Annotated in this window: 22 protein-coding genes, 1 tRNA gene and 1 pseudogene; 8 read left to right on the top strand and 16 right to left on the bottom strand. The window is 64.7% G+C overall.

What is annotated here, in order from left to right; all coding sequences use genetic code 11:
* Window positions 1-65: 65 nt before the first annotated feature.
* The 15 genes and pseudogenes from nuoK to IVB28_RS14065 form a co-directional block, all read right to left on the bottom strand.
* Window positions 66-374 carry an NADH-quinone oxidoreductase subunit NuoK gene (gene nuoK / locus IVB28_RS14135; RefSeq protein WP_008547737.1) on the bottom strand — a complete coding sequence of 103 codons (309 nt, stop codon included), beginning with the start codon at window positions 372-374 and terminating at the stop codon, window positions 66-68.
* Window positions 371-1,009 carry an NADH-quinone oxidoreductase subunit J gene (locus IVB28_RS14130; RefSeq protein WP_247526932.1) on the bottom strand — a complete coding sequence of 213 codons (639 nt, stop codon included), beginning with the start codon at window positions 1,007-1,009 and terminating at the stop codon, window positions 371-373. The genes nuoK and IVB28_RS14130 overlap by 4 nt, the downstream gene beginning before the upstream one ends.
* A gap of 134 nt (window positions 1,010-1,143) precedes the next feature.
* The gene (nuoI, locus tag IVB28_RS14125; protein WP_026202312.1) at window positions 1,144-1,632 is read right to left on the bottom strand and encodes an NADH-quinone oxidoreductase subunit NuoI; all 489 of its coding nucleotides are present in this window, start codon (window positions 1,630-1,632) and stop codon (window positions 1,144-1,146) included.
* Window positions 1,633-1,646: 14 nt separating this feature from the next.
* On the bottom strand, window positions 1,647-2,714 hold the full coding sequence (gene nuoH / locus IVB28_RS14120) for an NADH-quinone oxidoreductase subunit NuoH (protein ID WP_018320148.1): 1,068 nt from the start codon (window positions 2,712-2,714) through the stop codon (window positions 1,647-1,649).
* A 10-nt stretch (window positions 2,715-2,724) separates the two neighbouring features.
* A complete protein-coding gene (gene nuoG, locus IVB28_RS14115) occupies window positions 2,725-4,800 on the bottom strand; it encodes an NADH-quinone oxidoreductase subunit NuoG (protein ID WP_247526931.1) in 2,076 nt (691 codons plus the stop codon).
* A 5-nt stretch (window positions 4,801-4,805) separates the two neighbouring features.
* Complete coding sequence (gene nuoF / locus IVB28_RS14110; RefSeq protein ID WP_247526930.1) at window positions 4,806-6,131, bottom strand: NADH-quinone oxidoreductase subunit NuoF; 1,326 nt, start codon at window positions 6,129-6,131, stop codon at window positions 4,806-4,808.
* A gap of 15 nt (window positions 6,132-6,146) precedes the next feature.
* Window positions 6,147-6,347, bottom strand: a complete 201-nt coding sequence (locus tag IVB28_RS14105) for a hypothetical protein (RefSeq protein WP_247526929.1) — start codon at window positions 6,345-6,347, stop codon at window positions 6,147-6,149.
* On the bottom strand, window positions 6,347-6,958 hold the full coding sequence (gene nuoE, locus IVB28_RS14100; protein ID WP_247526928.1) for an NADH-quinone oxidoreductase subunit NuoE: 612 nt from the start codon (window positions 6,956-6,958) through the stop codon (window positions 6,347-6,349). The genes IVB28_RS14105 and nuoE overlap by 1 nt, the downstream gene beginning before the upstream one ends.
* Window positions 6,959-6,970: 12 nt before the next feature.
* Window positions 6,971-7,933, bottom strand: a complete 963-nt coding sequence (locus tag IVB28_RS14095; RefSeq protein WP_247526926.1) for an FkbM family methyltransferase — start codon at window positions 7,931-7,933, stop codon at window positions 6,971-6,973.
* A complete protein-coding gene (locus IVB28_RS14090) occupies window positions 7,933-9,129 on the bottom strand; it encodes an NADH-quinone oxidoreductase subunit D (RefSeq protein ID WP_247526924.1) in 1,197 nt (398 codons plus the stop codon). Before IVB28_RS14090 ends, IVB28_RS14095 begins: the two co-directional genes overlap by 1 nt.
* Before the next feature lie 2 nt (window positions 9,130-9,131).
* Complete coding sequence (locus IVB28_RS14085; protein ID WP_247526922.1) at window positions 9,132-9,743, bottom strand: NADH-quinone oxidoreductase subunit C; 612 nt, start codon at window positions 9,741-9,743, stop codon at window positions 9,132-9,134.
* A gap of 11 nt (window positions 9,744-9,754) precedes the next feature.
* On the bottom strand, window positions 9,755-10,342 hold the full coding sequence (locus tag IVB28_RS14080; RefSeq protein ID WP_247526920.1) for an NADH-quinone oxidoreductase subunit B: 588 nt from the start codon (window positions 10,340-10,342) through the stop codon (window positions 9,755-9,757).
* Complete coding sequence (locus tag IVB28_RS14075) at window positions 10,333-10,698, bottom strand: NADH-quinone oxidoreductase subunit A (protein ID WP_008136158.1); 366 nt, start codon at window positions 10,696-10,698, stop codon at window positions 10,333-10,335. The genes IVB28_RS14080 and IVB28_RS14075 overlap by 10 nt, the downstream gene beginning before the upstream one ends.
* A 701-nt stretch (window positions 10,699-11,399) precedes the next feature.
* Window positions 11,400-13,637, bottom strand: coding sequence for a TonB-dependent siderophore receptor (locus IVB28_RS14070; RefSeq protein WP_247528538.1), 2,238 nt, complete (start codon window positions 13,635-13,637; stop codon window positions 11,400-11,402).
* Window positions 13,638-13,809: 172 nt separating this feature from the next.
* Window positions 13,810-14,322, bottom strand: a pseudogene (locus IVB28_RS14065) (MarR family transcriptional regulator).
* 178 nt (window positions 14,323-14,500) lie between these two features.
* Between IVB28_RS14065 and IVB28_RS14060 the strand changes: the two are divergent.
* The 4 genes from IVB28_RS14060 (at window position 14,501) to pepT (ending at window position 16,818) form a co-directional block, all read left to right on the top strand.
* Window positions 14,501-14,704, top strand: a complete 204-nt coding sequence (locus tag IVB28_RS14060; RefSeq protein WP_247526918.1) for a hypothetical protein — start codon at window positions 14,501-14,503, stop codon at window positions 14,702-14,704.
* Window positions 14,705-14,864: 160 nt separating this feature from the next.
* Window positions 14,865-14,941 (top strand) — tRNA-Asp (locus IVB28_RS14055).
* Window positions 14,942-15,147: 206 nt separating this feature from the next.
* Complete coding sequence (locus tag IVB28_RS14050; RefSeq protein ID WP_247526916.1) at window positions 15,148-15,462, top strand: HU family DNA-binding protein; 315 nt, start codon at window positions 15,148-15,150, stop codon at window positions 15,460-15,462.
* Window positions 15,463-15,567: 105 nt separating this feature from the next.
* Window positions 15,568-16,818, top strand: a complete 1,251-nt coding sequence (gene pepT, locus IVB28_RS14045; protein WP_247526913.1) for a peptidase T — start codon at window positions 15,568-15,570, stop codon at window positions 16,816-16,818.
* A 157-nt stretch (window positions 16,819-16,975) separates the two neighbouring features.
* Here the strand turns inward: pepT and IVB28_RS14040 are convergent, their stop codons facing one another.
* Window positions 16,976-17,863, bottom strand: a complete 888-nt coding sequence (locus tag IVB28_RS14040; protein ID WP_247526911.1) for a hypothetical protein — start codon at window positions 17,861-17,863, stop codon at window positions 16,976-16,978.
* A 358-nt stretch (window positions 17,864-18,221) separates the two neighbouring features.
* Between IVB28_RS14040 and IVB28_RS14035 the strand changes: the two genes are divergently transcribed.
* From IVB28_RS14035 to IVB28_RS14015, 4 genes are all read left to right on the top strand, one after another.
* A complete protein-coding gene (locus IVB28_RS14035; RefSeq protein ID WP_247526909.1) occupies window positions 18,222-18,464 on the top strand; it encodes a hypothetical protein in 243 nt (80 codons plus the stop codon).
* Between the two features lie 532 nt (window positions 18,465-18,996).
* Complete coding sequence (gene ihpA, locus IVB28_RS14025; protein WP_247526907.1) at window positions 18,997-20,271, top strand: divalent metal ion exporter subunit IhpA; 1,275 nt, start codon at window positions 18,997-18,999, stop codon at window positions 20,269-20,271.
* Entirely contained in the window at window positions 20,268-21,245 is a 978-nt protein-coding gene (gene ihpB / locus IVB28_RS14020; RefSeq protein WP_247526906.1) for a divalent metal ion exporter adaptor subunit IhpB, read from the top strand. Before ihpA ends, ihpB begins: the two co-directional genes overlap by 4 nt.
* Window positions 21,238-24,456, top strand: a complete 3,219-nt coding sequence (locus IVB28_RS14015; protein ID WP_247526905.1) for a CusA/CzcA family heavy metal efflux RND transporter — start codon at window positions 21,238-21,240, stop codon at window positions 24,454-24,456. The genes ihpB and IVB28_RS14015 overlap by 8 nt, the downstream gene beginning before the upstream one ends.

Raw genomic sequence — 24,456 nt, 5'->3', positions numbered from 1 at the left:
GACTTATTTCTCTTTGCGCATGATCTGACCGGAAAGCCGGTGTCCACTTTTCCGGATCATGCGCGTTAGCCCTTCATCAGATTGACGTCCTCAACCGCGATCGAGCCGCGGTTGCGGAAATAGACCACTAGGATGGCGAGACCGATCGCGGCTTCCGCAGCCGCAACCGTCAGCACCAAAAGCGCGAAGACCTGGCCGACGATGTCGCCGAGGAAGGTCGAGAACGCGACGAGGTTGATGTTGACCGAGAGCAGGATCAGCTCGATCGACATCAGGATGACGATGATGTTCTTGCGGTTCAGGAAGATGCCGAGAATGCCGAGCGTGAACAGGATCGCGCCGACCGCCAGATAATGTCCGAGCCCGATCGTCATTTCACCCACTCCGCCGCATCGGCGTCCGAGAGCCCCTGCCCCGGCGCCACCTTGCGCATCGCCATCGCCATCTCGGGCGTGCGTGCGTTCTGAACGTTGATGTCCTGCCGCTTCACGCTCACCTTGTGGCGCAGCGTCAGCACGATGGCGCCGATCATGGCGACCAGCAGCACCATGCCCGAGAGCTGGAAATAGTGGATGTACTTCGTATAGAGCACGAGGCCCAGCGCCTCGGTGTTCGAGACGTTGGTCGGGATCGCCGCCGTGATCGTCTTGGCGACGCCGGGGTTGATGACCCAGAAGCCGACGGTGAGCAGCAACTCGAACAGGAAGATGCCGCCGATCACGAGGCCCACCGGCAGATACTCGATGAAGCCCTCGCGCAACTCGAGGAAGTCGACGTCGAGCATCATGATCACGAACAGGAACAGGACCGCGACGGCGCCGACATAGACGACGATCAGGATCATCGCCAGGAACTCGGCGCCCAGCAGCACGAACAGGCCGGAGGCGTTGACGAAGGCCAGGATCAGGTACAGCACGGAGTGCACGGGATTGCGCGAGACAATCACCATCACGGCCGAGGCGACGCAGACGCCGGCGAAGAGATAGAAGAACAGCGCGGGAAGGATCATCGAGAAACTCCCGTCATTCCGGGGCGCGCGCCAGCGCGAACCCGGAATCCAGAGATTGTGGCGCGAGATTCCGGGTTGGCGCTTCGCGCGCCCCGGAATGACGAGAGGTTGGCGGGAAGGATCATGCTCTCATCTCACCGGTACGGCGCGTCGAGCTCGATCGCTTTCGCGATCTCGCGTTCCCAGCGGTCGCCGTTGGCGAGCAGCTTGGCCTTGTCATAGAACAGCTCCTCGCGGGTCTCGGTCGCGAACTCGAAGTTCGGACCTTCGACGATGGCATCGACCGGACAGGCTTCCTGGCAGAGGCCGCAATAGATGCACTTCACCATGTCGATGTCGTAGCGAACGGTGCGGCGGGTACCGTCGTTGCGGCGCGGGCCGGCTTCGATGGTGATGGCCTGCGCGGGGCAGACCGCCTCGCACAGCTTGCAGGCGATGCAGCGCTCTTCGCCGTTCGGATAGCGGCGCAGCGCGTGCTCGCCGCGGAAGCGCGGCGAGATCGGGCCCTTCTCGAACGGATAGTTCAGCGTCGGCTTCGGCTGGAAGAAATAGCGCATGGCGAGGAAGAACGCCGAGACGAATTCCGACAGCAGAAGCGAGCGTGCAGTGGCGTTGACGTTGATACCCATGATGGCCCTCACTTCGGCGCGATGCCGGCGAAATGCAGCACGCCGGCCACCACGATCACCATCGCCAGCGACAGCGGCAGGAACACCTTCCAGCCGAGGCGCATCAGTTGATCGTAGCGGTAGCGCGGCACGATCGCCTTTGCCATCGCGAACAGGAAGAACATGAAGAAGACTTTGAGCGAAAACCAGATGATCCCCGGCACCCAGTTGAAGGGCGGCAGGTCCACCGGCGGCAACCAGCCCCCGAGGAACAGGATCGTCGCCATCGCGCACATCGTGACGATCGCGACGTACTCGCCGAGCATGAACAGCAGATACGGCGTCGAGCCGTATTCCACCATGAAGCCGGCGACCAGTTCGGATTCCGCTTCGACGAGGTCGAACGGCGGACGGTTGGTTTCCGCCAGCGCCGAGACGTAGAACACCACGAACATCGGGAACAGCGGCCACACGTACCAGTTCAGGATGGTGAGCTGCGGCAGCCCGATCAGGCTGGCAAGACCGCGGACATGCTGGGCTTCGACCACCGCCGACAGGTTCAGCGTGCCGGCGCAGAGCAGCACCGTGATGATGACGAAGCCGATCGAGACCTCGTAGGACACCATCTGCGCCGCCGAGCGCAGGGCGGCCAGGAAAGGGTATTTCGAGTTCGACGACCAGCCGGCCATGATGATGCCGTAGATCGACAGCGACGAGATCGCGAAGATGAAGAGGATGCCGACATTGATGTCGGAGATGACCCAGCCGAGATTGGTCGGGATCACCGCCCAGGCCGCGAGCGCGAGTACGCACGACACCAGCGGAGCCAGCAGGAATACGCCCTTGTTGGCGCCGGCCGGAATGATCGGCTCCTTCAACACGAACTTGAGCAGGTCCGCGAAGGATTGCAGCAGGCCCCAGGGGCCGACCACGTTCGGGCCGCGGCGGATCTGCACCGCCGCCCAGATCTTGCGGTCGGCGAGCAGGATGTAGGCGATCGCGACCAGGAGGACGACGAGCACCAGGACGCTCTGCGCGACCATGATGATCAGCGGCCAGAGGAATCCGGTCCAGAATGCGCTTTCAAAAAATTCCATCAGATCACGCTCACTCCGCTGCGGTCAGCATATGCCCGGAGGCGAGGCGCGAGCATTCCGCCATCACGGCGGAGGCACGCGCGATTGGGTTGGTCAGGTAGAAATCCTCGACCAGCGGCTTGAACGGCGCCTTCTCCGGCGAGCCGCCCTTCCCCGCCAGCCCCTTGATCTGGTCGGCCGATCCGGCCTCGATCTGGTCGAGACGGATCAGATGCGGCACGGCCTTGAAGATCGCCTGGCGCAGGGCGGCAAGCGAGTCATAGCCGAGCTTCTTGCCGAGCGCCTCCGACAGCGCGCGGACGATCGCCCAATCCTCGCGGGCCTCGCCCGGCGGGAACGCGGCGCGGCCCGTCATCTGCACGCGGCCTTCGGTGTTGACGTAGATCGCGGACTTCTCGGTGTAGGCCGCCGCCGGCAGGATGACGTCGGCGCGGTGCGCGCCGCGGTCGCCGTGGGTGCCGATGTAAACGACGAAAGTGCCGTCAGGCGCGTTGATCTCGTCGGCGCCGAGCAGGAACAGCAAGTCGAGCGTGCCGAACGTCGTCATCTGGGCGGCGTTCAGGCCGCCAGCGGTTGCGGAGAAGCCGATATCGAGGGCGCCGACGCGCGAGGCGGTCTCGTGCAGCACGCCAAAGCCGTTCCAGCCATCCTTGACCGCACCGACATCGAGCGCGAGCTTGGCGCTGGCGGCGAGAATGGCGGCGCCGTCGTGGCGCGAGGCCGCGCCCCCGCCGACCAGGATGATCGGATTCTTGGCGTTCTTCAGCACGTCCATGAAGGAGTGCCTGCCGGCCGCGAGCTCACCGAGCGTCTCGGTGCCCGCTCCAAGGTGATCGTAATCGTAGGTCAGATCGGCTTTAGTGCCGATCACGCCGACCTTGAAACCGCCGGAGCGCCAGCGCTTGCGGATGCGGGCGTTGAACACGGCCGCCTCTTTCCGCGGATTGGCGCCGATGATGAGCAGTGCATCCGCCTGCTCCACGCCTGCCAGCGTCGGGTTGAAGATGTAAGAGCCGCGGCCGAGCGCGGGGTCGAAGGCATCGCCGCCCTGCACCGCCAGATTGGCCGAGCCGTACTTCGCGAGAAGATCCTTCAGCGCGAACATCTCCTCGACCCCGGCGAGGTCGCCAGCGATCGCGCCGATGCGCTTGCCGTCGGTGCGGGTCGCTTTCGCAGCGATCGCGGCAAAGGCCTCGGTCCAGTTCGCCGCGCGCAGCTTGCCGGCTTCGCGGATATAGGGCCGGTCGAGCCGCTGGGTGCGCAGGCCGTCGACGACGTGGCGGGTCTTGTCGGAGATCCACTCCTCGTTCACGGCCTCGTTGATGCGCGGCAGCACGCGCATCACCTCGCGGCCGCGTGTATCGACGCGGATCGCCGAGCCGACGCCGTCCATGACGTCGATCGACAGGGTCTTGCCGAGCTCCCACGGGCGCGCCGCGAAGGCATAAGGCTTCGAGGTCAACGCACCGACCGGGCAGATATCGACGAGATTGCCCTGCAATTCCGACGTCAGCGCGTGCTCGAGATAGGTCGTGATCTCCATGTCCTCGCCGCGACCCGTCGCGCCCATTTCAGGGGCGCCGGCCACTTCCGCCGAGAAGCGGACGCAGCGCGTGCACTGGATGCAGCGGTTCATCGAGGTCTTGACCAGCGCGCCGAGATATTTGTCCTCGACCGCGCGCTTGTTCTCGGCGAAGCGGCTGGTGTCGACACCGTAGCCCATCGCCTGGTCCTGCAGGTCGCACTCGCCGCCCTGATCGCAGATCGGGCAATCCAGGGGATGGTTGATGAGAAGGAATTCCATCACGCCTTCGCGCGCCTTCTTCACCATCGGCGAACGTGTCGAGATTTCCGGCGGTTCGCCCTTGGGACCCGGACGGCAATCGCGAACGCCCCAGGCGCAGCTTGCAACCGGCTTCGGGCCGCCTTTCACTTCGACGAGGCACATCCGGCAATTGCCGGCGATCGACAGCCGCTCGTGATAGCAGAAGCGCGGAATCTCGGCACCCGCCGCTTCGCACGCCTGAAGCAGCGTGTACTCGGCGGGGACATCGATCTCTTTGCCGTCGATGATGAGCTTGGTCATTCTTCCTACTCCGCCGCGACCATGTTCACGGGGTCGCGGACGCCGATATCGTCAATGTCAGCCCTGTGCGAATACTCGTCGATGCGCGCTTCGATCTCGTGACGGAAATGCGCGATCAGACCCTGGATGGGCCAGGCCGCCGCGTCGCCGAGCGCGCAGATGGTGTGGCCTTCGACCTGCTTGGTCACCTCGAGCAGCATGTCGATCTCGCGCTTGTGGGCGCGGCCTTCGGCCATGCGCGTGAGCACGCGCCACATCCACCCCGTACCCTCGCGGCACGGCGTGCACTGGCCGCAGCTCTCATGCTTGTAGAAATAGGAGATGCGGGCGATGGCGCGGATCAGGTCGGTGGACTTGTCCATCACGATCACGGCCGCGGTGCCGAGGCCCGAGCGCAGCTTGCTCAGACTGTCGAAATCCATCGGCGTGTCGATGATCTGCTCGGCCGGCACCATGCGCACCGACGAGCCGCCGGGGATCACGGCCTTGAGATTGTCCCATCCACCACGGATACCGCCGCAATGCTTGTCGATCAGCTCACGGAACGGAATGCCCATGGCCTCTTCGACGTTGCAGGGCCGCTCGACATGGCCGGAGATGCAGAACAGCTTGGTGCCGACATTGTTCGGACGGCCGATGCCGGCGAACCAAGCCGCGCCCCGGCGCAGAATGTCCGGCGCAACGGCGATGGACTCGACGTTATTGACGGTGGTCGGGCAGCCGTACAGGCCGACATTGGCCGGGAACGGCGGCTTCAGACGCGGCTGGCCCTTCTTGCCTTCGAGGCTTTCGAGCAGCGCGGTTTCCTCGCCGCAGATGTAAGCGCCGGCGCCGTGGGCGACGTAGATGTCGAACGGCCAGCCGTGGACGTTGTCCTTGCCGACCAGCTTGGCCTCATAGGCCTGGTCGATCGCGGCCTGGAGATGCTCGCGCTCGCGGATGAACTCGCCGCGGACATAGATGTAGCAGGCATGCGCGTTCATCGCGCAGCTCGCGATCAGGCAGCCCTCGATCAGCAGATGCGGATCGTGCCGCATGATCTCGCGATCCTTGCAGGTGCCGGGCTCGGATTCGTCGGCGTTGACGACGAGGTAGCTCGGCCGGCCGTCGGTCGATTCCTTCGGCATGAACGACCATTTCAGGCCGGTCGGGAAGCCGGCGCCGCCGCGGCCGCGCAGGCCGGACGCCTTCATCTCGTTGATGATCCAGTCGCGGCCCTTGTCGATGATGTTCTTGGTGCCATCCCAGGCGCCGCGACGCCGCGCGCCCTCGAGCCCCCAATCGTGGAGGCCGTAGAGGTTCTTGAAGATGCGGTCCTTGTCCTCGAGCATATCAGTGCTTTCCGATCAACGAATGGACTGCTTGTAGGCAAGTCCGGCGGCGCAGACAGCGAAGATCAGCGCCCAGAGCAGACTGGTCTCCTGCGTGGCGTTCAGGAAGAAGCGCTGCAGCAGGAACATGAAAGCGGCCGCGACCGCGGCATGCATGGCGACGGAGCCCCATTTCTTCACGGCCTCGGCCCCTCCGATTGCGATGAGATCACCCATCAGGTGATCTCCTTCAGCGTGGTCGGTCCGCCCGTCGGCGCCGAGAACTGGCGGCCGTTCTGCGGACCCGGTTTCGGCGGATTGCCGGAGGCGAAGCCGTCCAGCACCTTTCCGAAGCTTTCCTTAGTCAGGTCCTCATAGGTGTCCTTGCCGATCAGCACCATCGGCGCGTTCACGCAGGCACCGAGGCACTCGACCTCTTCCCAGCTGAAATTGCCGTCCTTGGACAGATGGAACGGCTCGTGATGGATGCGGTGCTCGCAGACATGGATCAGATCCTCGGCGCCGCGCAGCCGGCACGGCGTGGTGCCGCAGACCTGGATGTGGGCCTTCTTGCCGACGGGCGCGAGCTGGAACATCGTGTAGAAGGTCGCCACTTCCAGCACGCGGATGTAAGGCATGTCGAGCATGTCGGCGATGACGCGGATCGCGGCTTCCGAGACCCAGCCGTCGTGCTGTTCCTGGGCGCGCCAGAGAATGGCGATGACGGCCGAAGCCTGACGTCCGGCCGGATATTTCGCGATCTGCTGCTTGGCGAAGGCGAGGTTCTCCTCCGTGAACGCAAAGCTCGCGGGCTGGAGTTCCTTCGGTGCTAGTCGGCGAACGGACATCTCTTCAATCTCTCACTGCGTGCGGCGCGCTGTTTTCGCATTCAGGGCTTCGATCCTGTCCTGCCAAAATGCGCTTGCGGTGCCGAAAACGTTGTAGCCGACGTGGGTCGAGACCTTGATGCGGTCGAGGATCGACAGCTCGGTCACGGTCTCCATCCGGTTGCTGCGCGGATCGAACACGATCAGCTTCAGCGGGGTGTGTTCGAGGATGTAGCGCGACACGGCGTGAGAACGGTCGCTGCCGTGCTCCTCGCACATGATGACGCTGTCGGCCTGGAGCAGCCGTGCGCCGCCCTTGATCGCCTCGATCTCGACGCCCTCGACGTCGAGCTTGATCAGATACTTGCCGGTGCTTGCGACCTTGCCGTCCTCGATCAGATTGTCGAGCGCGATGACCGGCACCTCCTCACCGCCTGCCGCCGGATTGCCGGCGATGCTGAAGGCTTCGTGCTTGGTGCCCGACAGCCGCGCGGTGCCACGCGATGCGCCGATCGCGCACTTCATGGTCTCGAAGCGGCTGTTGTTGACGCGGGCGTTGTTGGCAAGCTTCTGGAAGTTCTGCCCCGACGGCTCGATCGCGATCGCCTTGTGCGAGCCAAACGGCTTGCTTGAGACCAGCACCGACCAGTAGCCGTAATTGGCGCCGCAATCGAGCAGCGTATAGTCGACGTCGATGGAGTCGGCGAACAAGAGCTCCAGCTCGTCCTCGTAATTGTAGGAGCGGTTGAGCAGCTTGCTCCAATAGCCGTCGCCGTAAGGGAATTCGAACACGGCGTCAGGGTTGAGCCTGACCGCGATGTTGCGCTCGGGCAGCGTCTTCCGCAGCAGGTTTGCGCAGGCGATGTAGCCCATATGCGAGAAGTGCGAGGAGATCTTCGATCCCGTCACCAGCGCCAAGGCAGCCGTCCGCTCCCACAGGTTGGCCCCTTCAAGGGCCCCCGAGGCACGGTCGAACTGGATTGGCGCCTGCGCCATCACCGATCGACCTCTCCGAAGACGATGTCGAGGGAGCCGAGGATCGCCGAGACGTCGGCGAGCAGATGGCCGCGGCAGATGTGATCCATGGCCTGCAGATGCGCAAAGCCTGGCGCGCGGATCTTGCACTTGTAGGGCTTGTTGCTGCCGTCGGAGATTAGATAGACGCCGAACTCGCCCTTGGGCGCCTCGACCGCGGCGTAGACTTCGCCGGCCGGCACATGGACGCCTTCGGTGTAGAGCTTGAAGTGGTGGATCAGCGCTTCCATCGAGCGCTTCATCTCGCCACGGCGCGGCGGCGCGACCTTGTTGTCTTCGACAACCACGGGACCCTTGCCGTCGGGCGCGTTCAGCTTCTGGATGCACTGCTTCATGATGCGCACCGACTGGCGCATCTCTTCCATGCGGATCAGGTAGCGGTCGTAGCAGTCGCCGTGCTTGCCGATCGGAATGTCGAAATCCATCTCGGCGTAGCACTCATAGGGCTGCGACTTGCGCAAATCCCAGGCCGCGCCCGAGCCGCGAACCATCACGCCCGAGAAACCCCACTCCCAGGCTTCCTTCAGCGGCACCACGCCGATGTCGACATTGCGCTGCTTGAAGATGCGGTTGGCGGTGAGCAGGCGGTCGAGGTCGTCCACCACCTTCAGGAACGGATCGCACCAGGCCTCGATGTCGTCGACCAGCTTCTGCGGCAGGTCCTGATGCACGCCGCCGACGCGGAAGAAGGCTGCGTGCATACGGCTGCCCGAGGCGCGCTCGTAGAACACCATCAGCTTCTCGCGCTCTTCGAAACCCCACAGCGGCGGGGTGAGCGCGCCGACGTCCATCGCCTGCGTGGTGACGTTAAGAAGATGAGAGAGGATGCGGCCGATCTCGCAATAGAGCACGCGGATCAACTGCGCGCGGCGCGGCACCTCGATGCCGAGCAGCTTTTCTGCAGCCATGCAGAAGGCATGCTCCTGGTTCATCGGCGCGACATAGTCGAGCCGGTCGAAATAAGGAATAGCCTGGAGGTAGGTCTTCTGTTCGATCAGCTTTTCGGTGCCGCGGTGAAGCAGGCCGATATGCGGATCGACGCGGGCAACCACCTCACCGTCCAATTCGAGCACGAGGCGCAGCACGCCGTGGGCCGCCGGATGCTGCGGCCCGAAGTTGATGGTGAAATTGCGAAGCTGTTCAGGTTGCTCGTTCATGATCAGACCTTCGGCCCCGCCTTCTCGTCACCGGGCAGCGGATAGTCCGCCCCTTCCCATGGCGAGAGGAAATCGAACTTGCGGAATTCCTGGCTGAGCCTGACGGGCTCGTACACCACCCGCTTCTCCTGGTCGTCGTAGCGGACCTCGACGAAACCGGTGGTCGGGAAGTCCTTGCGCAGCGGATGACCCTCGAATCCGTAATCGGTGAGGATGCGGCGCATGTCGGGATGGCCGACGAAGAACACGCCGTAGAGGTCGTAGGTCTCGCGCTCGAACCAGTCGGCGCCGGGGAACACTTCGATCAGCGACGGCACCTGCGTGGTCTCGTCGGCCTGGGCCTTGAGCCGGACGCGCGTGTTCAGGGTCGGGGACAGGAAGTGATAAATCACGTCGAAGCGCTTCTCGCGCGACGGATAGTCCACGGCCGTGATGTCGGTGAAGTTGATGAAGCGGCAATTCGGGTCGTCGCGGAGGTACTTGACCACCTCGACGATCTTGCTGACCTCGACATCAACCGTGAGCTGGTTGAAGGCCACCGAATGACCGGTGGCGGCGCCCGGAAGCGCGCTAACGATCGTCTGCCCCAGGGCGTCGAGCTTGGCGTCGTCCATGACGTAAAACCTTAGCGTTCGATGGTGCCGGTGCGCCGGATCTTCTTCTGCAGCAGCAGCACGCCGTACAGCAGCGCTTCCGCCGTGGGCGGACAGCCCGGCACGTAAATGTCGATCGGCACGATGCGGTCGCAGCCGCGCACGACCGAATAGGAATAGTGATAGTAGCCGCCGCCATTGGCGCAGGAACCCATGGAGATGACGTAGCGCGGCTCGGGCATCTGGTCGTAGACCTTGCGCAGCGCCGGCGCCATCTTGTTGGTCAGCGTGCCGGCGACGATCATCACGTCGGATTGGCGCGGCGAGGCACGCGGCGCGAAGCCGAAGCGCTCGACGTCATAGCGCGGCATCGACACTTGCATCATCTCGACCGCGCAGCAGGCGAGACCGAAGGTCATCCACATCAAGGAGCCGGTGCGCGCCCAGGTGATGAGATCGTCGGTCGCGGCCACGAAGAAGCCCTTGTCGGACAGCTCGGAATTGACCTCGAGGAAGAACGGATCAGTGGCCCCGACCGGCTTGCCGGTCGACGGGTCCAGGATGCCCTTGGGGGCCGGCGCTAGAACCGGACCTGTGGACGATGCAGGGTTCAATCCCATTCGAGTGCTCCCTTCTTCCATTCATAGGCGAACCCGACCGTCAGCACGGCGAGAAACACCACCATGGACCAGAAGCCGGTCGCGCCAAGCTTGCCGAACGCCACCGCCCAGGGAAACAGGAAAGCCACCTCGAGGTCGAAGATGATGAAGAGGATGGCGACCAGGTAGAAGCGGACGTCGAACTTCATGCGGGCATCGTCGAAGGCGTTGAAACCGCACTCATACGCCGACAGCTTTTCCGGGTCCGGCTGCTGGAACGCCACGATGAAGGGGGCAATCAGCAGCACGAGGCCAATGAGGCCCGCGACCCCTATAAAGACGACGAGTGGAAGATAGTTCTGCAGAATGCCGCTCATTGGCGAGCCCTTTTTCCCGCAGCCTCGGGACAGCCGCGGATTCGTCCGATTTGGAATTATTCTGAGCCTTAGCGCAGTGCACCAATGGGCGCAAGACACGCTGTTTTTAGGCCCTTTGCCGCCCCCGGAACGGTGAAAATCCCGGAATCACCCCGCGCTGGTATGGAGCAGATCGCAAAGCCCAGCAAGGGCAGCCACAGTTTTGCAGGGCCGCAGCTCGTAGATTGCGCCCCACAGGCGCCGGCAACGTCTTGCCCCGCATGGCCCGAGAAAAACGCCCGGTTTTCTGCTGCGGCCGCGCACCCAAGCCGAGCTATGGCGGCTGTCAGGAACCCGACTGTCACCCTGGCGGGCATATCGGCCGACCGTGTCCGGGGAGCGCGACGCCGAACCGCCGATGATCGTCGCGGTCGCGAGGCAGGACAGGTTGCAGCAAAGACACCTATCCACAGGCGCAACTGATCACACGAGCCATGCATCACGGCAGGACCTGACCTGCCGCCTGCGAGAACGGCACCGTCCGGCGATATACTGCAGTGCGACCGGTGGCGAGCGCGGCGGCGGCGACGTTTGGGGTCGTCGCGCGCCGCGCCCGCATGAGCTTTGGGCTGGGGGGCATAGCCCGGGAGCTCATCTATCTCCTGATGACGACCAACGCCTGACGCTTGCGCGCCTTCACGAAGCTCTCCCCTCGTCCGCCGTCACCATTTGTAGGCGAGGCTTGCGGTGATGCGGCGACGGTCGCCATAATAGCATGAGGTGATGACCGCGCAGCTCGCGACGTAGATCTTGTCCGTCACATTTGCGACGTTGAGCGCCGCGCGCCAGTGGTGGTCCCATTCGTAGTGCATGGCGAGATCGCCCAGCACGAAGGACGGAACGAGCGCGGTATTCGCCATGTCGGCAAAGGACGAGCCGATGTAGCGCACGCCGCCGCCAAGGCCGAAGCCCCGCAGCGGGCCGTCGCTGAACGTATAGTCGGTCCAGACCGAGGCGAACTCCCGCGGCGTATTGGTCGGAACGGTGCCGATCAGTGCGGAATTCAGGTCCTGGCTCACGAACAGAGCGTAATTGGTGTAGCTCGCCACCAGCTTGAAGTCCGGCGTGATGTTCGCCACGGCCTCGAGCTCAAGGCCACGCGAGGTGATCTCGCCGTTCTGGGTCTGGAATAGCGGATTGTTCGGATCGGTGGTCAGCGCATTCTTGCGCTTCAGATCGAACCACGCGACGCTGAAGCGGGCGTTGAGCCCGACCGGCTCGTACTTCACGCCGACCTCGGTTTGCTCCGAGGTCTCCGGCAATTGCAGCCGTCCGGCCGCGTTGACGCCGATGATCGGATTGTAGCCCGTCATGTACGAGACGTAGGGCGCGACGCCAAAGTCGAGATTGTAGATCGCGCCGACCCGGCCGGAGAACTTGCTGTCCTTGCGGCTTTGATCGGGGCCGAGCCGGTTGTCGTTGTCGAGATCAACCCAGTCCTGACGGCCCGACAGCACCACCGTCAGCCGATCGAGCTTGACCTGATCCTGGAGATAAACCGCGGCCATGCCCTGCGTAAGATAGACGTCCTGGTACAGCGCAGCGTTGAACGGCGCGTTGACGCCATAGACCGGATTGAGCACGTTGAGATTGGTGCCCGCCCCGAAGCCTTGCCGGTCGTCGAGAGCGTAATGCTTGAGGTCGACGCCGAAGAGCGCGGTGTGCTGCAGCGCGCCGGTGGCGAAGCGGTACTCGAGCTGGTTGTCGAGGTTCAACTGGTTGGCGACGCCGCGGGCGTAGAAATTGCCGCGCATGATGTCGGCGGCCGCGGGCGTCGTCGCGTAGCCCAACCCGTAGAGGCCGGTGTAGAAGACGTCGACATGGGCGAAGCGCGCATTCTGGCGGAAGTCGAGGCTGTCCGTGATGTTCTTCTCGAACTGGTAGCCGAGCGTCTCCTGCTCGCGGCGAAACCGGTCGGCGCGGGGGTCGCCGGCGAACAGGCTGGTAGGAATGCGGCCGAACGGCGCGTTGGTGACGGTGCCGACATAGGGCAGGAAGTTCTCCGCCCTGGTATTGTTGTGCGCAGCCGTGGCGTAGACGGTGAGCTTGGTGTCGCCGTCCGGCCGCCAGGTCACCGACGGAGCGAAGAAGAAGTTGTTGTCGTAGGTATAGTCGGTCTGGGTGCCGCCGCCCTGCACCTGGCCGACAAACCGGTACAACGTTTGCCCGTTGCCGGATTGCGGGACCACACCGCCGATGTCGAACGCGGTGTAGGCGTTGCCGTGGTTGTTGATGCCGGTCTCGAGGTACCGCACCGGCTCGGCGCGCGGCAGCTTGCTCACCGCGTTGACGAGACCGCCCGGCGCCGAGCCACCGTACAGAATGCCGGACGGCCCGCGCAGCACCTCGACGCGCTCGAGGTTGAATGGTTGCAGCTTCCAGCTGGCATAGGACGTGTAGAAGAGCTGCAGTCCATCGAGGAACAGCGACTCGTTCTGCGCGGGGAAGCCGCGGATTAAGAACCAGTCGTTGCGGAAATCGGCGCCGTAGGTGCCGGCGATCACGCCGGGCGTGTAACGCAGCACCTCGTCGAACTTGCTGACGATCTTCTGGTCGCGGATCTGCTGGGCACTGATGACCGACACCGATTGCGGTGTCTCTATGATCGGCGTGTTGGTCTTGGTGCCGGACGAGCTGCGACCGGCGACGTAGCCATTCACCGGGCCACGCGGTGTCTCGACGAAGCCGACATCGCGCTGTGGCTGCGGCTTGCTTCGACTGGCTGTCTGCACCGACCGCGGCGCGCGACGCTGCGGCGTCGCGGCCGCACGCCGGCGCGCTTCCGGCGCGGTGACAGTAACCGAGGGCAAGCTTTGCGCGCCGCTCTGCGCAGAGGATTGTGCAAGCGATGCCTGCGGCACCAAAACCAAAGCGGTCGTCAACACGGCCGACCGCAGCATTCCCAGACTGTTCACGCGCCACCCCAAAACGTATCTGCATGCGTCATGCCGTCAGTCCCGTGACGGCATGCACCGCACTGAGGCTTATGGGAGGGTACGCGATTTCCCTAATTGAAAGCTTCTTAGAAGGACTCTTAGAAGCGCTTCAGCATTTCGGGGAATTGCTGCGAGATCAGCGCGAGCGCTTCTCGCTCTCGAGCATGTCGGCGGCGATCGCGGTGAGCTGATCCACCTGCCGCAGCAGCGTGTGGAACTCGGCTTCGCTCACATGATCCAGCAAGCGCCGATTGCGCTCCTGTGCGCCGTCAATGATCGCATCATGCGCAACGAGGCCCGCAGGGATCAGCGAGATCAGCACCTCGCGGCTGTCCCTGGGATTAGCCGTTTTCGCGATCAGCTCGCGAGAGCAGATTGGCCAGCGCCCGGCTGATTTGTCCCTTGTCCTGGCCGACGGCCTCGGCGAGCCGCGCCACGCTCATTGGCGGGCGGCGGCCGAGCGAGGCGACGAGACCGAACTCGACCGAGGACAATCCGGTGAGGCGCTTGTAACGCAGGATCGCGCCGCGCCTGAGCAATTGGCGAGCACCACCAGTCGCGACGACAGCATCACGGTGATTGGGCACGAGGATTCGCTCTCGTCCGCTGCGGGCGATGTCGCCCCGCCCCTGCACTCGGTCTGGCTCATAATCCACCTCTGCCAAGACAGCCGGGGCCTGCCAAGCCCGGGCCCTGCGCGGCCCGCCCGGTGAAACCAGCCGGGCGGGGAGATGAAACCATTTTGCGGAACCCGCGAAACCATCCGGAAACAGATGGTCCTTAAGACAAGAGCCATAGACGGCGGCAAAGCCCGTCGGGAGGCTCAGATGAACCACTCAATTCACTCTGCTGATCGTGCGACCCACCTAAAGATCGTGGTGGTGGCGCTGGTGGCCGGCATCATGGTGGCCGGCTTCGGGATCGCAGCCCGCACCAATGGCGATTACACCCAGACCGCCCAGTCCGCCCACGTGATCAAGGCCGGCAAGCCGGTGGTGGTGACGAGCGCCAGGACGTCGGAAATTCGCTGAGACGTTCTCTTCCGGGCTGACCCATGGCCGCCTCCGGGCGGCCTTTTTCGTTTTCCAGAGCAATGCCTAGCCGAGATACACCGCGCCAGCGCAACATCCTTGACTTCACCCAGCCCCGCCTTTAAGTCCCCCCTCGTTCCGCGCGCACCAAGCGAACCACGCGGGAGTAGCTCAGTTGGTTAGAGCGCCGGCCTGTCACGCCGGAGGTCGCGGGTTCGAGCCCCGTCTCTCGCGCCATTTTGGCAGTCCCTTCAAAGTCTTAGCCTGAACTCCTTGAGGGCTGTCGCAACCGCGGCGAGCCCTGGACGATGTTCGGCCGTCTGGGCGCGCTGCGGTGTCAGCCCACGGCCGAATCGTCTAGGCGTCAAGGACTTAGAGGGATCCCCACCCATTCTCGGCCTTTCCAGGGATGCCCCGCCGTTGGACCATCGAGGAGGCCAGACATGGCTAAGAAGGATTCGGCAAGGAAAGCAGCCGCTGCCGCCACCATCACGCTCAAGCACCTTGCCGCCGATATCGCGGAGAGCCAGGACCTTTCGAAGAAGCACGCCGAAGCCGTCCTCACCGACATGGTCGATTTGATCACCAAGCACCTCAAGAAGGGCGACCGCGTCCGCATCGTCGGGCTCGGCATTCTTCAGGTGCGCAAGCGCGCCGCCCGCACCGGCCGCAATCCGGCCACCGGCGAGCCGATCCACATCAAGGCCAGCAGGAAGGTCACCTTCCGCCCGGTCAAGGAACTGAAAGAGGCGATCTGAGATCAGCTTCGCCAAGCCTGATCCGCGCCTTTCCGGCCGCATCCCGGCCCGCATTTTTTCTGATATACCGCCTGCTTCCCCCTGACCTCGGCGGTTTGACCAGAAATGTCCTCCCTCACCTTCTCGCATACCGTAACCGAGCGCTTCCTGCGCTACGTCACCATCGACACCCAGTCCGATCCGGAATCCCCCCGCTCGCCCTCGACGGAGAAGCAGAAGGATCTCGGCCGCGTGCTCGCCGCCGAGCTGAGAGCCATGGGCGTCGAGGACGCGCATCTTGACGATTACGGCTACGTCTACGGCACGATCCCCGCCAACACTGACAAGAAAGTGCCGGTGATCTGCTTCTGCTCGCACATGGACACCTCGCCCGACGTGACCGGCAAGGACGTCAAGCCGCAGCTGCTGCAGAACTATCGCGGCGGCGACATCACCCTGCCGGGCGACACCCGCCAGGTGATCCGCTTCAATGAGCATCCCGCGCTGAAGAACCAGATCGGCAACGACATCATCACCACCGACGGCACGACGCTATTGGGTGCCGACAACAAGGCCGGGGTCGCCGAGATCATGGATGCCGCGCATTTCTTCATCAACAATCCCGATGTGAAGCACGGCACCATCAAGATCCTGTTCACGCCAGACGAAGAGATCGGCCGCGGCGTCGACAATGTCGACCTGCAGAAGCTCGGCGCCGATTTCGGCTACACGATGGACGGCGAGAGCGCGGGCTGCGTCGAGGACGAGACCTTCTCGGCCGACGGCGCCACCATCACCATCAACGGCGTCAGCGCCCATCCCGGCTACGCCAAGGGCAAGATGGAGCACGCGATCAAGATCGCGGCCGCCATCGTCGAGCGGCTGCCGAAGGAAGGCTGCTCGCCGGAGACGACTTCAGGCAAGCAGGGCTTTCTGCATCCGATCGGCGTCGAGGGCGCACTGGAGCAGGCAAGGCTCTCCTTCATCGTCCGCGACTTCACCGAAGAAGGGCTGAAGGAGAAAGAGGACCTGCTCGAGTCCATCGTCAAGGACGTGATGAAGGACTATCCGCGTTCGAGCTACAAGTTCGAGGTCCGCGAGCAATACCGCAACATGAAGCAGGTGATCGACCGTCACCCGCACGTGCTCGAATACGCCATCGAGGCGATCCGCCGTGCCGGCCTGCGCCCGATGCGCACCGCAATCCGCGGCGGCACCGACGGCTCGCGCCTGTCCTTCATGGGCCTGCCCTGCCCCAACATCTTTGCCGGCGAGCACGCGTTTCACTCCCGGCTGGAATGGGTCAGCCGCCAGGACATGGAAAAGGCCGTGCAGACGATCGTGCACCTCGCCATGATCTGGGAAGAGAAAGCCTGACCTAAAGCATGATCCGGAAAAGTGCGCAGCGGTTTTCCGAAAAGATCATGCTTAAACAACAACCTAAAGCGCGATGGCGATCCATCCTAATCGCATCGCGCTTTAGCCGCAGATCTCCGTCATGGCCGGGCTCGCGCCCGGCCAATTCCTCGGAGATTTACGGCACCGGCATTGCGCGCGGGCTGCGATGGAAACGGTTGGAGCTCGCCATCCAGTTCGGCAACGGCTCTCCATCGCGGTGGCGCCCGCCGGCGACAGCCGCGGCCCAAGCCACCGCAGCGCCGATCAGGGTCGCGGCTGCGACCGAGAAGGCAATGATGATCGAGTTGCGTCGCGCGCGGTTGATCGCCGTCTTTGAGTCTGCGATCAGCGCATCGACGCGCCGTTCGGCGTCGGGGGCCGCCAGGCCCGTGAGACCGGCAACCTGCTGCACCAGGTAGGCCCGATCATCGGTGCTGATGCCGCTGTGGCTGGACGAGGTCATGAGGACACGTCCCGCTTCGGCACGCGCTTCCCTCAGATCGATGTTGGGCGCCCGGCGCGGCGCGCGGAAGAGCTTGTCGAGCTCATAACTCAGCAGAGGCTCGGCTGCGGACGTGTTGCTGGCCGAACTGCGCATCGGCGAACGGTCGATCGCAGCAGCGCCAAGAAGCGCGAGCAGAGCTGCGCCAGCCAGCACGGCCAGCGCCCACGACGTCAGCCCGTGCAGCCCGTCGCGCCGCTCGCCGTCGTCTTCGATCGTTGCCAGCGCCGGCGCCGGTCGCGCCGTCCGGCCTGCGATATAACCGCCGAAGCCGAAACTGATGATCGCCTGGATGATCAGATAAAGCCCGGAGAGCAGTGCCAGCGCCGCCGAGGCATCGCGCCATGTCGGCGAGGCCGAACTGACACCGAGGCCAACCGCCACACCAAAACCGATCAGAATGAACGACATTGCACTGGCGGCGAGCGCGCCTGCGAGCACCGAGCTCCACTGGATGGTCCGTCGGTCGTCGGCAGTCGCCACACCGCCCTCCATCATGTTGTCGCGTGCGAGGGTTTCCATTGCCGTTCTCTCAGCGCAGGCCGAAGAACGACAGGATCGCCATGACCACGACGATCAAGCCGATGAGATAAATCAGTCCGTCCATTGTCCGTCCTCCTCGATTTCGTCTGTTCCCTAATCGCGAGGCACAAGGAACGTTCCAAATTGGACATATCGGCGGGAACGACCCGGTGGGACGCGCGTTACCTGTTCGAGTCCCAAGGACGAGATTGTGAGCACAGAAGGCCCCAGCCGGCAGTCCCGGCTGGGGCCTTTCCGTTTGCCCGCTTGCGCGTCTCTTCCTGTCCTATGTTAACGACGCCACTCGCGGGATCAGGAAAGATGCGATCGGGCGGGACCTCGGAACTGGGGGCGGCGCGTGGATCGCAGAACGGCGTGCCTGCATCAGGCAGATGCATTCCGGGAGAAGGCCCTGGCCGATCCCGAGCACCACGACCGTTGGATCGATGAAGCTATCGCATGGCTGGAGCGGGCGATGGAAGCGGGAGGTCGTGCCGCCGTCACCATAGACGCCGACATGGGCAGCCTCGTTGCCGAGCCGGCCCGCACGGCCAACACCGAAGCCATTGCCTCGCATCGACGCCTCATCGCCCGCCAGTGAGAGAAGCCACGAGGCACTGCTGCGGCAATTGTTCCAGGACGTAACAATGTTGCGGGTCGACACTGTTCCGGCCACCATGCTACGCCGGGCACTGACCGCAACCAGAGTGACGTCGTGCTCGCGAACCCCCAGCCCTCAGGAACATGCCGTCCGCGCAATTGGCGCGGGCTGCTGTCTGTGCTGATCGCGATAGTCTATCTGCTCGCAAGCGCGCTGCATGGCTCGCACGACATCGACGTCACCACGCCCGGCGGGGGTTCGGAGATAGCTGCGGTCCTCGACGGCTCCGCAGGCCACAGCGACCAAGAGGCTATCAGCGGGCATCATTGCCATGGCTGCTTCTCGCTGACGGTGATACAGCCGCCTCTATCGACCGCTTCGGTCGCGCTTATGTCGGCAACGGGCCCGCAACATGCACCCCGGCTCGCTGGAATAATCCCTGATACCGACTCCCCGCCTCCCAAACATATCGCCTGAACGGATTGGTCGGGCGTTCCGCGCCCATTAGGTTCATCCTTCACAGGTCGGTTTGATGTTCTGCAGGGGAATGGCCGCGCGCCTGGCGTGCGTGGCGGCATGTCTGATTGCCGGAGCGGCGCTCGCGCCGTCTCACGCCCAGACCTTGACGATGCGCAGCGCATTGTCGCGCGCGCTGACCGCGAGCCCGCGGCTGACGGCGGCGGAGCGCGACGTCGGCATCGCCACGGGTCAGCGCATCCAGGCCGGCGCGCTGCTCAATCCGGAATTGACCTATGAACAGGACGATTCATTCGGCTCCGGAAAATATCGCGGGACACGATCGGCCGAGACCACGCTCCAGATCAGCCAGGCCTTCGAGCTGTTCGGCAAGCGCGACGCGCGGATCACGGCCGGAGCGGCGGGCATCGAGGTCGCCGCGATCCAGCGCAAGGCCGTCCGACTCGAGGTGCTGTCGGAGACTGCGATCGCCTTCCTCAGCGTGCTCGGTGCGCAGCGGCGCATCCAGATCCTCGACGAGCAGATTGCCGCGATCGACCAGCTGACGCCGCTGCTGCGCCGCCGCGTCGAGGCCGGCGCCTCCTCGCCGGCCGAGACCGGCCGTGCCGAAGTCGCCTCCGCCTTGGTGAAGGCCGACCGCGAGCGCTTCAAGGCGACGCTGGCGAGCGCCCGGCGCGAGCTCGCGGTGCTGATGGGCGATCCATCCGCGAAATTCGGCGAGGTTTCCGGCCGGCTCGACACCACGGGACGGCCGCCCGCGTTCCAGGCGGTGGTCGCCGCCATCGACGCCAATCCGCAGCTGGTGCGCTGGACCGCCGTCTTTGCCCAGCGCAATGCCGAGCTGCTGCTGGCGCGGCTCAAGCCCTATCCGGACGTGCGGATCGCGGCCGGCTGGCGCCACTACAACGACACCAATGACGATGCGGTGCGCCTCACCCTCTCGGTGCCGATCCCGGTCTTCGACCAGAACCAGGGCAACATCCTGTCGGCGCAGGAAAGCCTCGCCAAGACCAAGGCCGAGCGCGAGGCCAACCGCAACACGCTGATCGTGATCGCCGGCCGCGCCTATGACTCGCTCCAGGGCTCGCTGCGCGAGCTCGCGATCTTGCGCGAGACCGCTATGCCCAAGGCGGTCGAAGCCTCCGACGCCATCTCGCAAGGCTATGGCCAGGGCCGTTTCACCCTGCTCGAGGTGCTCGACGCCCAGGCGAGCGTCACCCAGGCGCGACTGCGCGAGCAGGAGGCGCTCCAGAACTTCCACGCGGGCGTTGCGACCATCGAAGGCCTGGTCGGCAATCCCTTTACGCTGGCGCGGGAGAGCGCACGATGAAGACGTCCTCCACCATTCTCGTGGCCATCGTTGCCGCCGCGCTCGGCGCCTACGGCTATTCCCTGCTCGCGCCGGCCAAGCCCGCGCACAGCGAGCATTCCGAGCATCCCGCACCGAAGAAGCCGAACGACCATGTCGAGCAGGACGAGCATGGCGCCGACCGCATCCGCATCTCCGACGTCAAGCTGGCGGCCGCAGGCGTCACGCTGGCCGAGGCCGCGAGCGCGACACTGACCGACACGCTCGCCTTCAACGGCATTCTGCGCGCCAACCAGGAAGCGGTGGTGCAGGTGACGCCGCGTTTCCCGGGCCTCGCCAAATCCATCCAGAAGCGCATCGGCGACAAGGTTGCCAAGGACGATCTGCTCGCCGCGATCGAGAGCAACCAGAGCCTCACCGTCTACGAGCTGAAGGCGCCGATTGCCGGCACCATCATCGAGCGGCAGATCTCGCTCGGCGAATACGCCTCCGAGCAGAAACCGGCCTTCGTCGTCGCCGACCTCTCCACCATCTGGGTCGATCTGTCGATCTACCGGCAGGACCTCAGGCGCGTTCGCCTCAATGACGAAGTGCTGATCGATCCCGACGACGGCCGCGGCGAGATCAAGGGCACGATCTCCTACATGGCGCCGATCGGCTCGAGCGAAACCCAGACCGCACTCGCCCGCGTGGTGCTGCAAAATCCGGACGGCCGCCTGCGTCCCGGCCTGTTCGTCACGGCACGGCTGATCCTTGCCGCCCGCAACGTCGCGGTCGCCGTGCGCCGGAGCGCGATCCAGACGCTGGAGAACCGGACCATCGTGTTCGTCCGCGAGGACGGCGACAAGATCGAGGCACGCCCGGTGGAGCTTGGCGATTCCGATCCGCGCCATGTCGAGATCAAGGCCGGCCTGTCGGCCGGCGAGCATTACGTCGCCGAGAACAGCTTTGTCGTGAAGGCGGAGATGGGCAAAGGCGAGGCCGAACATGATTGAGCGCCTGATCGCCGTCTCGCTGCAGCAGCGCTGGCTGGTCTTCGTGCTCGCGCTCGGCGTCGTCGCCTTCGGAGCCTGGAATTTCCAGCGCCTTCCGATCGACGCCGTGCCTGACATCACCAACGTCCAGGTCCAGATCAACACCCGCGCGCCCGGCTATTCGCCGCTGGAGACCGAGCAGCGCATCACCTTCCCGGTCGAGACCGCGATGAGCGGCCTGCCGAAGCTCGACTACACCCGCTCGCTGTCGCGCTACGGCCTCAGCCAGGTGACGGTCGTCTTCAAGGACGGCACCGACATCTTTTTCGCCCGCCAGCTCGTCGGCGAACGTATCCAGCAGGTGAAAGACCAGCTTCCGGCCGGCGTCGAGGTCGCGATGGGGCCGGTTTCGACCGGGCTCGGCGAAATATTCATGTACACCGTCGAGGCGAAGACGGGCGCGAAGACGCAAGGCGGCCATGACTTTTCGCTGACCGATTTGCGCATGGTGCAGGACTGGATCATCCGGCCGCAGCTACGCAACGTGCCTGGGGTGATCGAGGTCAACACCATCGGCGGCTTCGAGCGGCAGTTCCACGTGCTGCCGGATCCCGGCAAGCTGATGGCCTACCGGCTCGGCTTTCGCGACGTGATGACGGCGCTCGCCGCCAACAACGCCAATGTCGGAGCCGGCTATATCGAGCGCAACGGCGAGCAATATCTGGTTCGCTCGCCGGGCCAGGTCGGCAATCTCAGCGAGATCCAGGACATCGTCATCGGCTCGCGGGGCGGCAATCCCGTCAGGATCAGGGATGTCGCGACCGTCAAGGAAGGCCGCGACCTGCGCACGGGCGCGGCGACGCGGAACGGCGAAGAGACCGTGCTCGGCACCGCGATGCTGCTGATCGGCGAGAACAGCCGCAGCGTCGCCCGCCGCGTCGCGGTCCGGCTCGAGGACATCGCCAAATCGCTGCCCGAAGGCGTCGTGACGCGGACGGTCTACGACCGCACCGATCTGGTCGAAGCCACCATCGGTACGGTCAAGAACAATTTGCTGGAAGGCGCGGCCCTGGTCGTGGCCGTGCTGTTCCTGATCCTCGGCAACATCCGCGCGGCCTTGGTGGTGGCCTGCGTCATTCCGCTCTCCATGGCCATGACGATCAGCGGTATGGTCGAGACCAAGGTCAGCGCCAACCTGATGAGCCTCGGCGCGATCGATTTCGGCATCATCGTCGACGGCGCCGTGATCATCGTCGAGAATTGCCTGCGCATGCTGGCCGCGGCCCAGCGCGAGAAAGGCGGGCTGCTGACCACGGCCGAGCGACTGCGCGCAATCCTGCGCGGATCGAGCGAGGTGATCAAGCCCAGCCTGTTCGGAACGCTGATCATCGCGGTGGTCTATCTGCCCGTGCTGACGTTGACCGGCGTCGAGGGCAAGATGTTCACGCCGATGGCGCTGACGGTCTTGATGGCGCTGGGCGCCGCCGTGCTGTTGTCCATTACCTTCGTGCCGGCGGCCGTCGCCATCTTCGTCACAGGCAGGGTATCCGAACACGAAAACCTGTTCATGCGGGCCGCCAAACGCGCCTACCTGCCCCTGCTCCGCTTTGCCATCGACAACCGGGGCGTGGTCGCCATCATGGCCGCACTCATCGTGATCGCAAGCGGCATCGCCGCTTCGCGGATGGGCGGCGAGTTCATTCCGAGCCTGGACGAAGGCGACGTCGCGCTGGCTTCGATCCGGATTCCCGGCACCAGCCTCACCCAGTCGCTGGATCTTCAGAAGGCGCTGGAAAAGCGCATCAAGCAAATCCCTGAAGTCAAGGAATTCTTCACCCGCATCGGCACCGCCGAGATCGCGACCGACCCGATGTCGCCGGCACAGACCGACGGCTACATCATGCTGAAGCCCCGCGCCGAATGGCCCGACCCGGGCAAATCGAAATCGGAGGTGATCGAGGCGATCGACAAGGCCGCCGACGACATTCCCGGCAGCGCCTATGAAATCTCCCAGCCGATCCAGTTCCGCGTCAACGAGCTGATCTCGGGAGTACGCAGCGACGTGGGCGTCAAGATCTTCGGCGACGACCTCGACATCCTGCAAGGCGCCGCAAGACGGGTGGAGGCCGCGACCCGCGGCATCCGCGGCGCCAGCGACGTCAAGATCGAGCAGGTATCGGGCCTGCCGATCCTCACCGTTCGCCTCGATCGCCAGGCGCTCGCCCGCTACGGCCTCAGCGTCGGTGAGGTGCAGGGCATCGTCGAGATCGCAGTCGGCGGCAAGTCGGCGGGCAAGCTGTTCGAGGGCGACCGCCGCTTCGACATCGTGGTCCGCCTGCCGGAGCACTTGCGCGGCGATCTCGAGGCGATCCGGGCGATCCCGATCCCGCTGCCGCCCGGCGAGGAGGCCGGCTCCGGTTCGGCCATTCGAACCGCGCTGGCCGCCTCCCCGCTCACCCAGATGCGCTATGTGCCATTGTCGTCGGTTGCGACCGTCGATGCGACGCCGGGCCCGAACCAGATCAGCCGCGAGAACGGCAAGCGGCGCATCGTCGTCACCGCCAATGTCCGCGCGCGCGACCTCGGCTCCTTCGTGGCCGAGGCCGAGGCGGCGGTGGCGGAGAAGGTCAAGCTGCCGCCGGGCTACTTTATCGGCTGGGGCGGGCAGTTCGAGCAGCTGGTCTCCGCGACCAAGCGGCTGACGATCGTGGTGCCGGTGGCGCTGCTGCTGGTGTTTCTGCTGCTGTTCATGGGGATGGGATCGGCGGCCGATGCGGCGCTGGTGTTCTCCGGCGTGCCGCTGGCGCTGACCGGCGGCGTCGCGGCGCTGCTGCTGCGTGACATCCCGTTGTCCATCAGCGCCGGTGTCGGCTTCATCGCTTTGTCGGGCGTCGCCGTGCTCAACGGCCTCGTCATCATCGCCTTCATCGAGCGTCTGCGCAGCGAGGGACACCCCATTACGGACGCCGTGCGCGAGGGCGCGCTGACGCGGCTGCGCCCGGTGCTGATGACAGCGTTGGTCGCCTCGCTCGGTTTCGTGCCGATGGCGCTCGCGACCGGCGCTGGCGCCGAGGTGCAGCGGCCGCTGGCGACCGTGGTAATCGGCGGCATCATCTCCTCGACGGTGCTGACGCTCCTGGTATTGCCGGCACTCTACGTGCTGTTCCGTCGTGACGCGACCAGCGAAACGCCTACAATGGCGCCTGATTTGACGACTTCCCGGGAGCGCTAG

It is taken from the genome of Bradyrhizobium sp. 199, assembly GCF_023073355.1.
In the GTDB taxonomy this organism is placed as follows: Bacteria; Pseudomonadota; Alphaproteobacteria; order Rhizobiales; family Xanthobacteraceae; genus Bradyrhizobium.
Note: the sequence above shows the minus strand (reverse complement) of the source record. Positions and strands in the feature narration are given on the sequence as shown.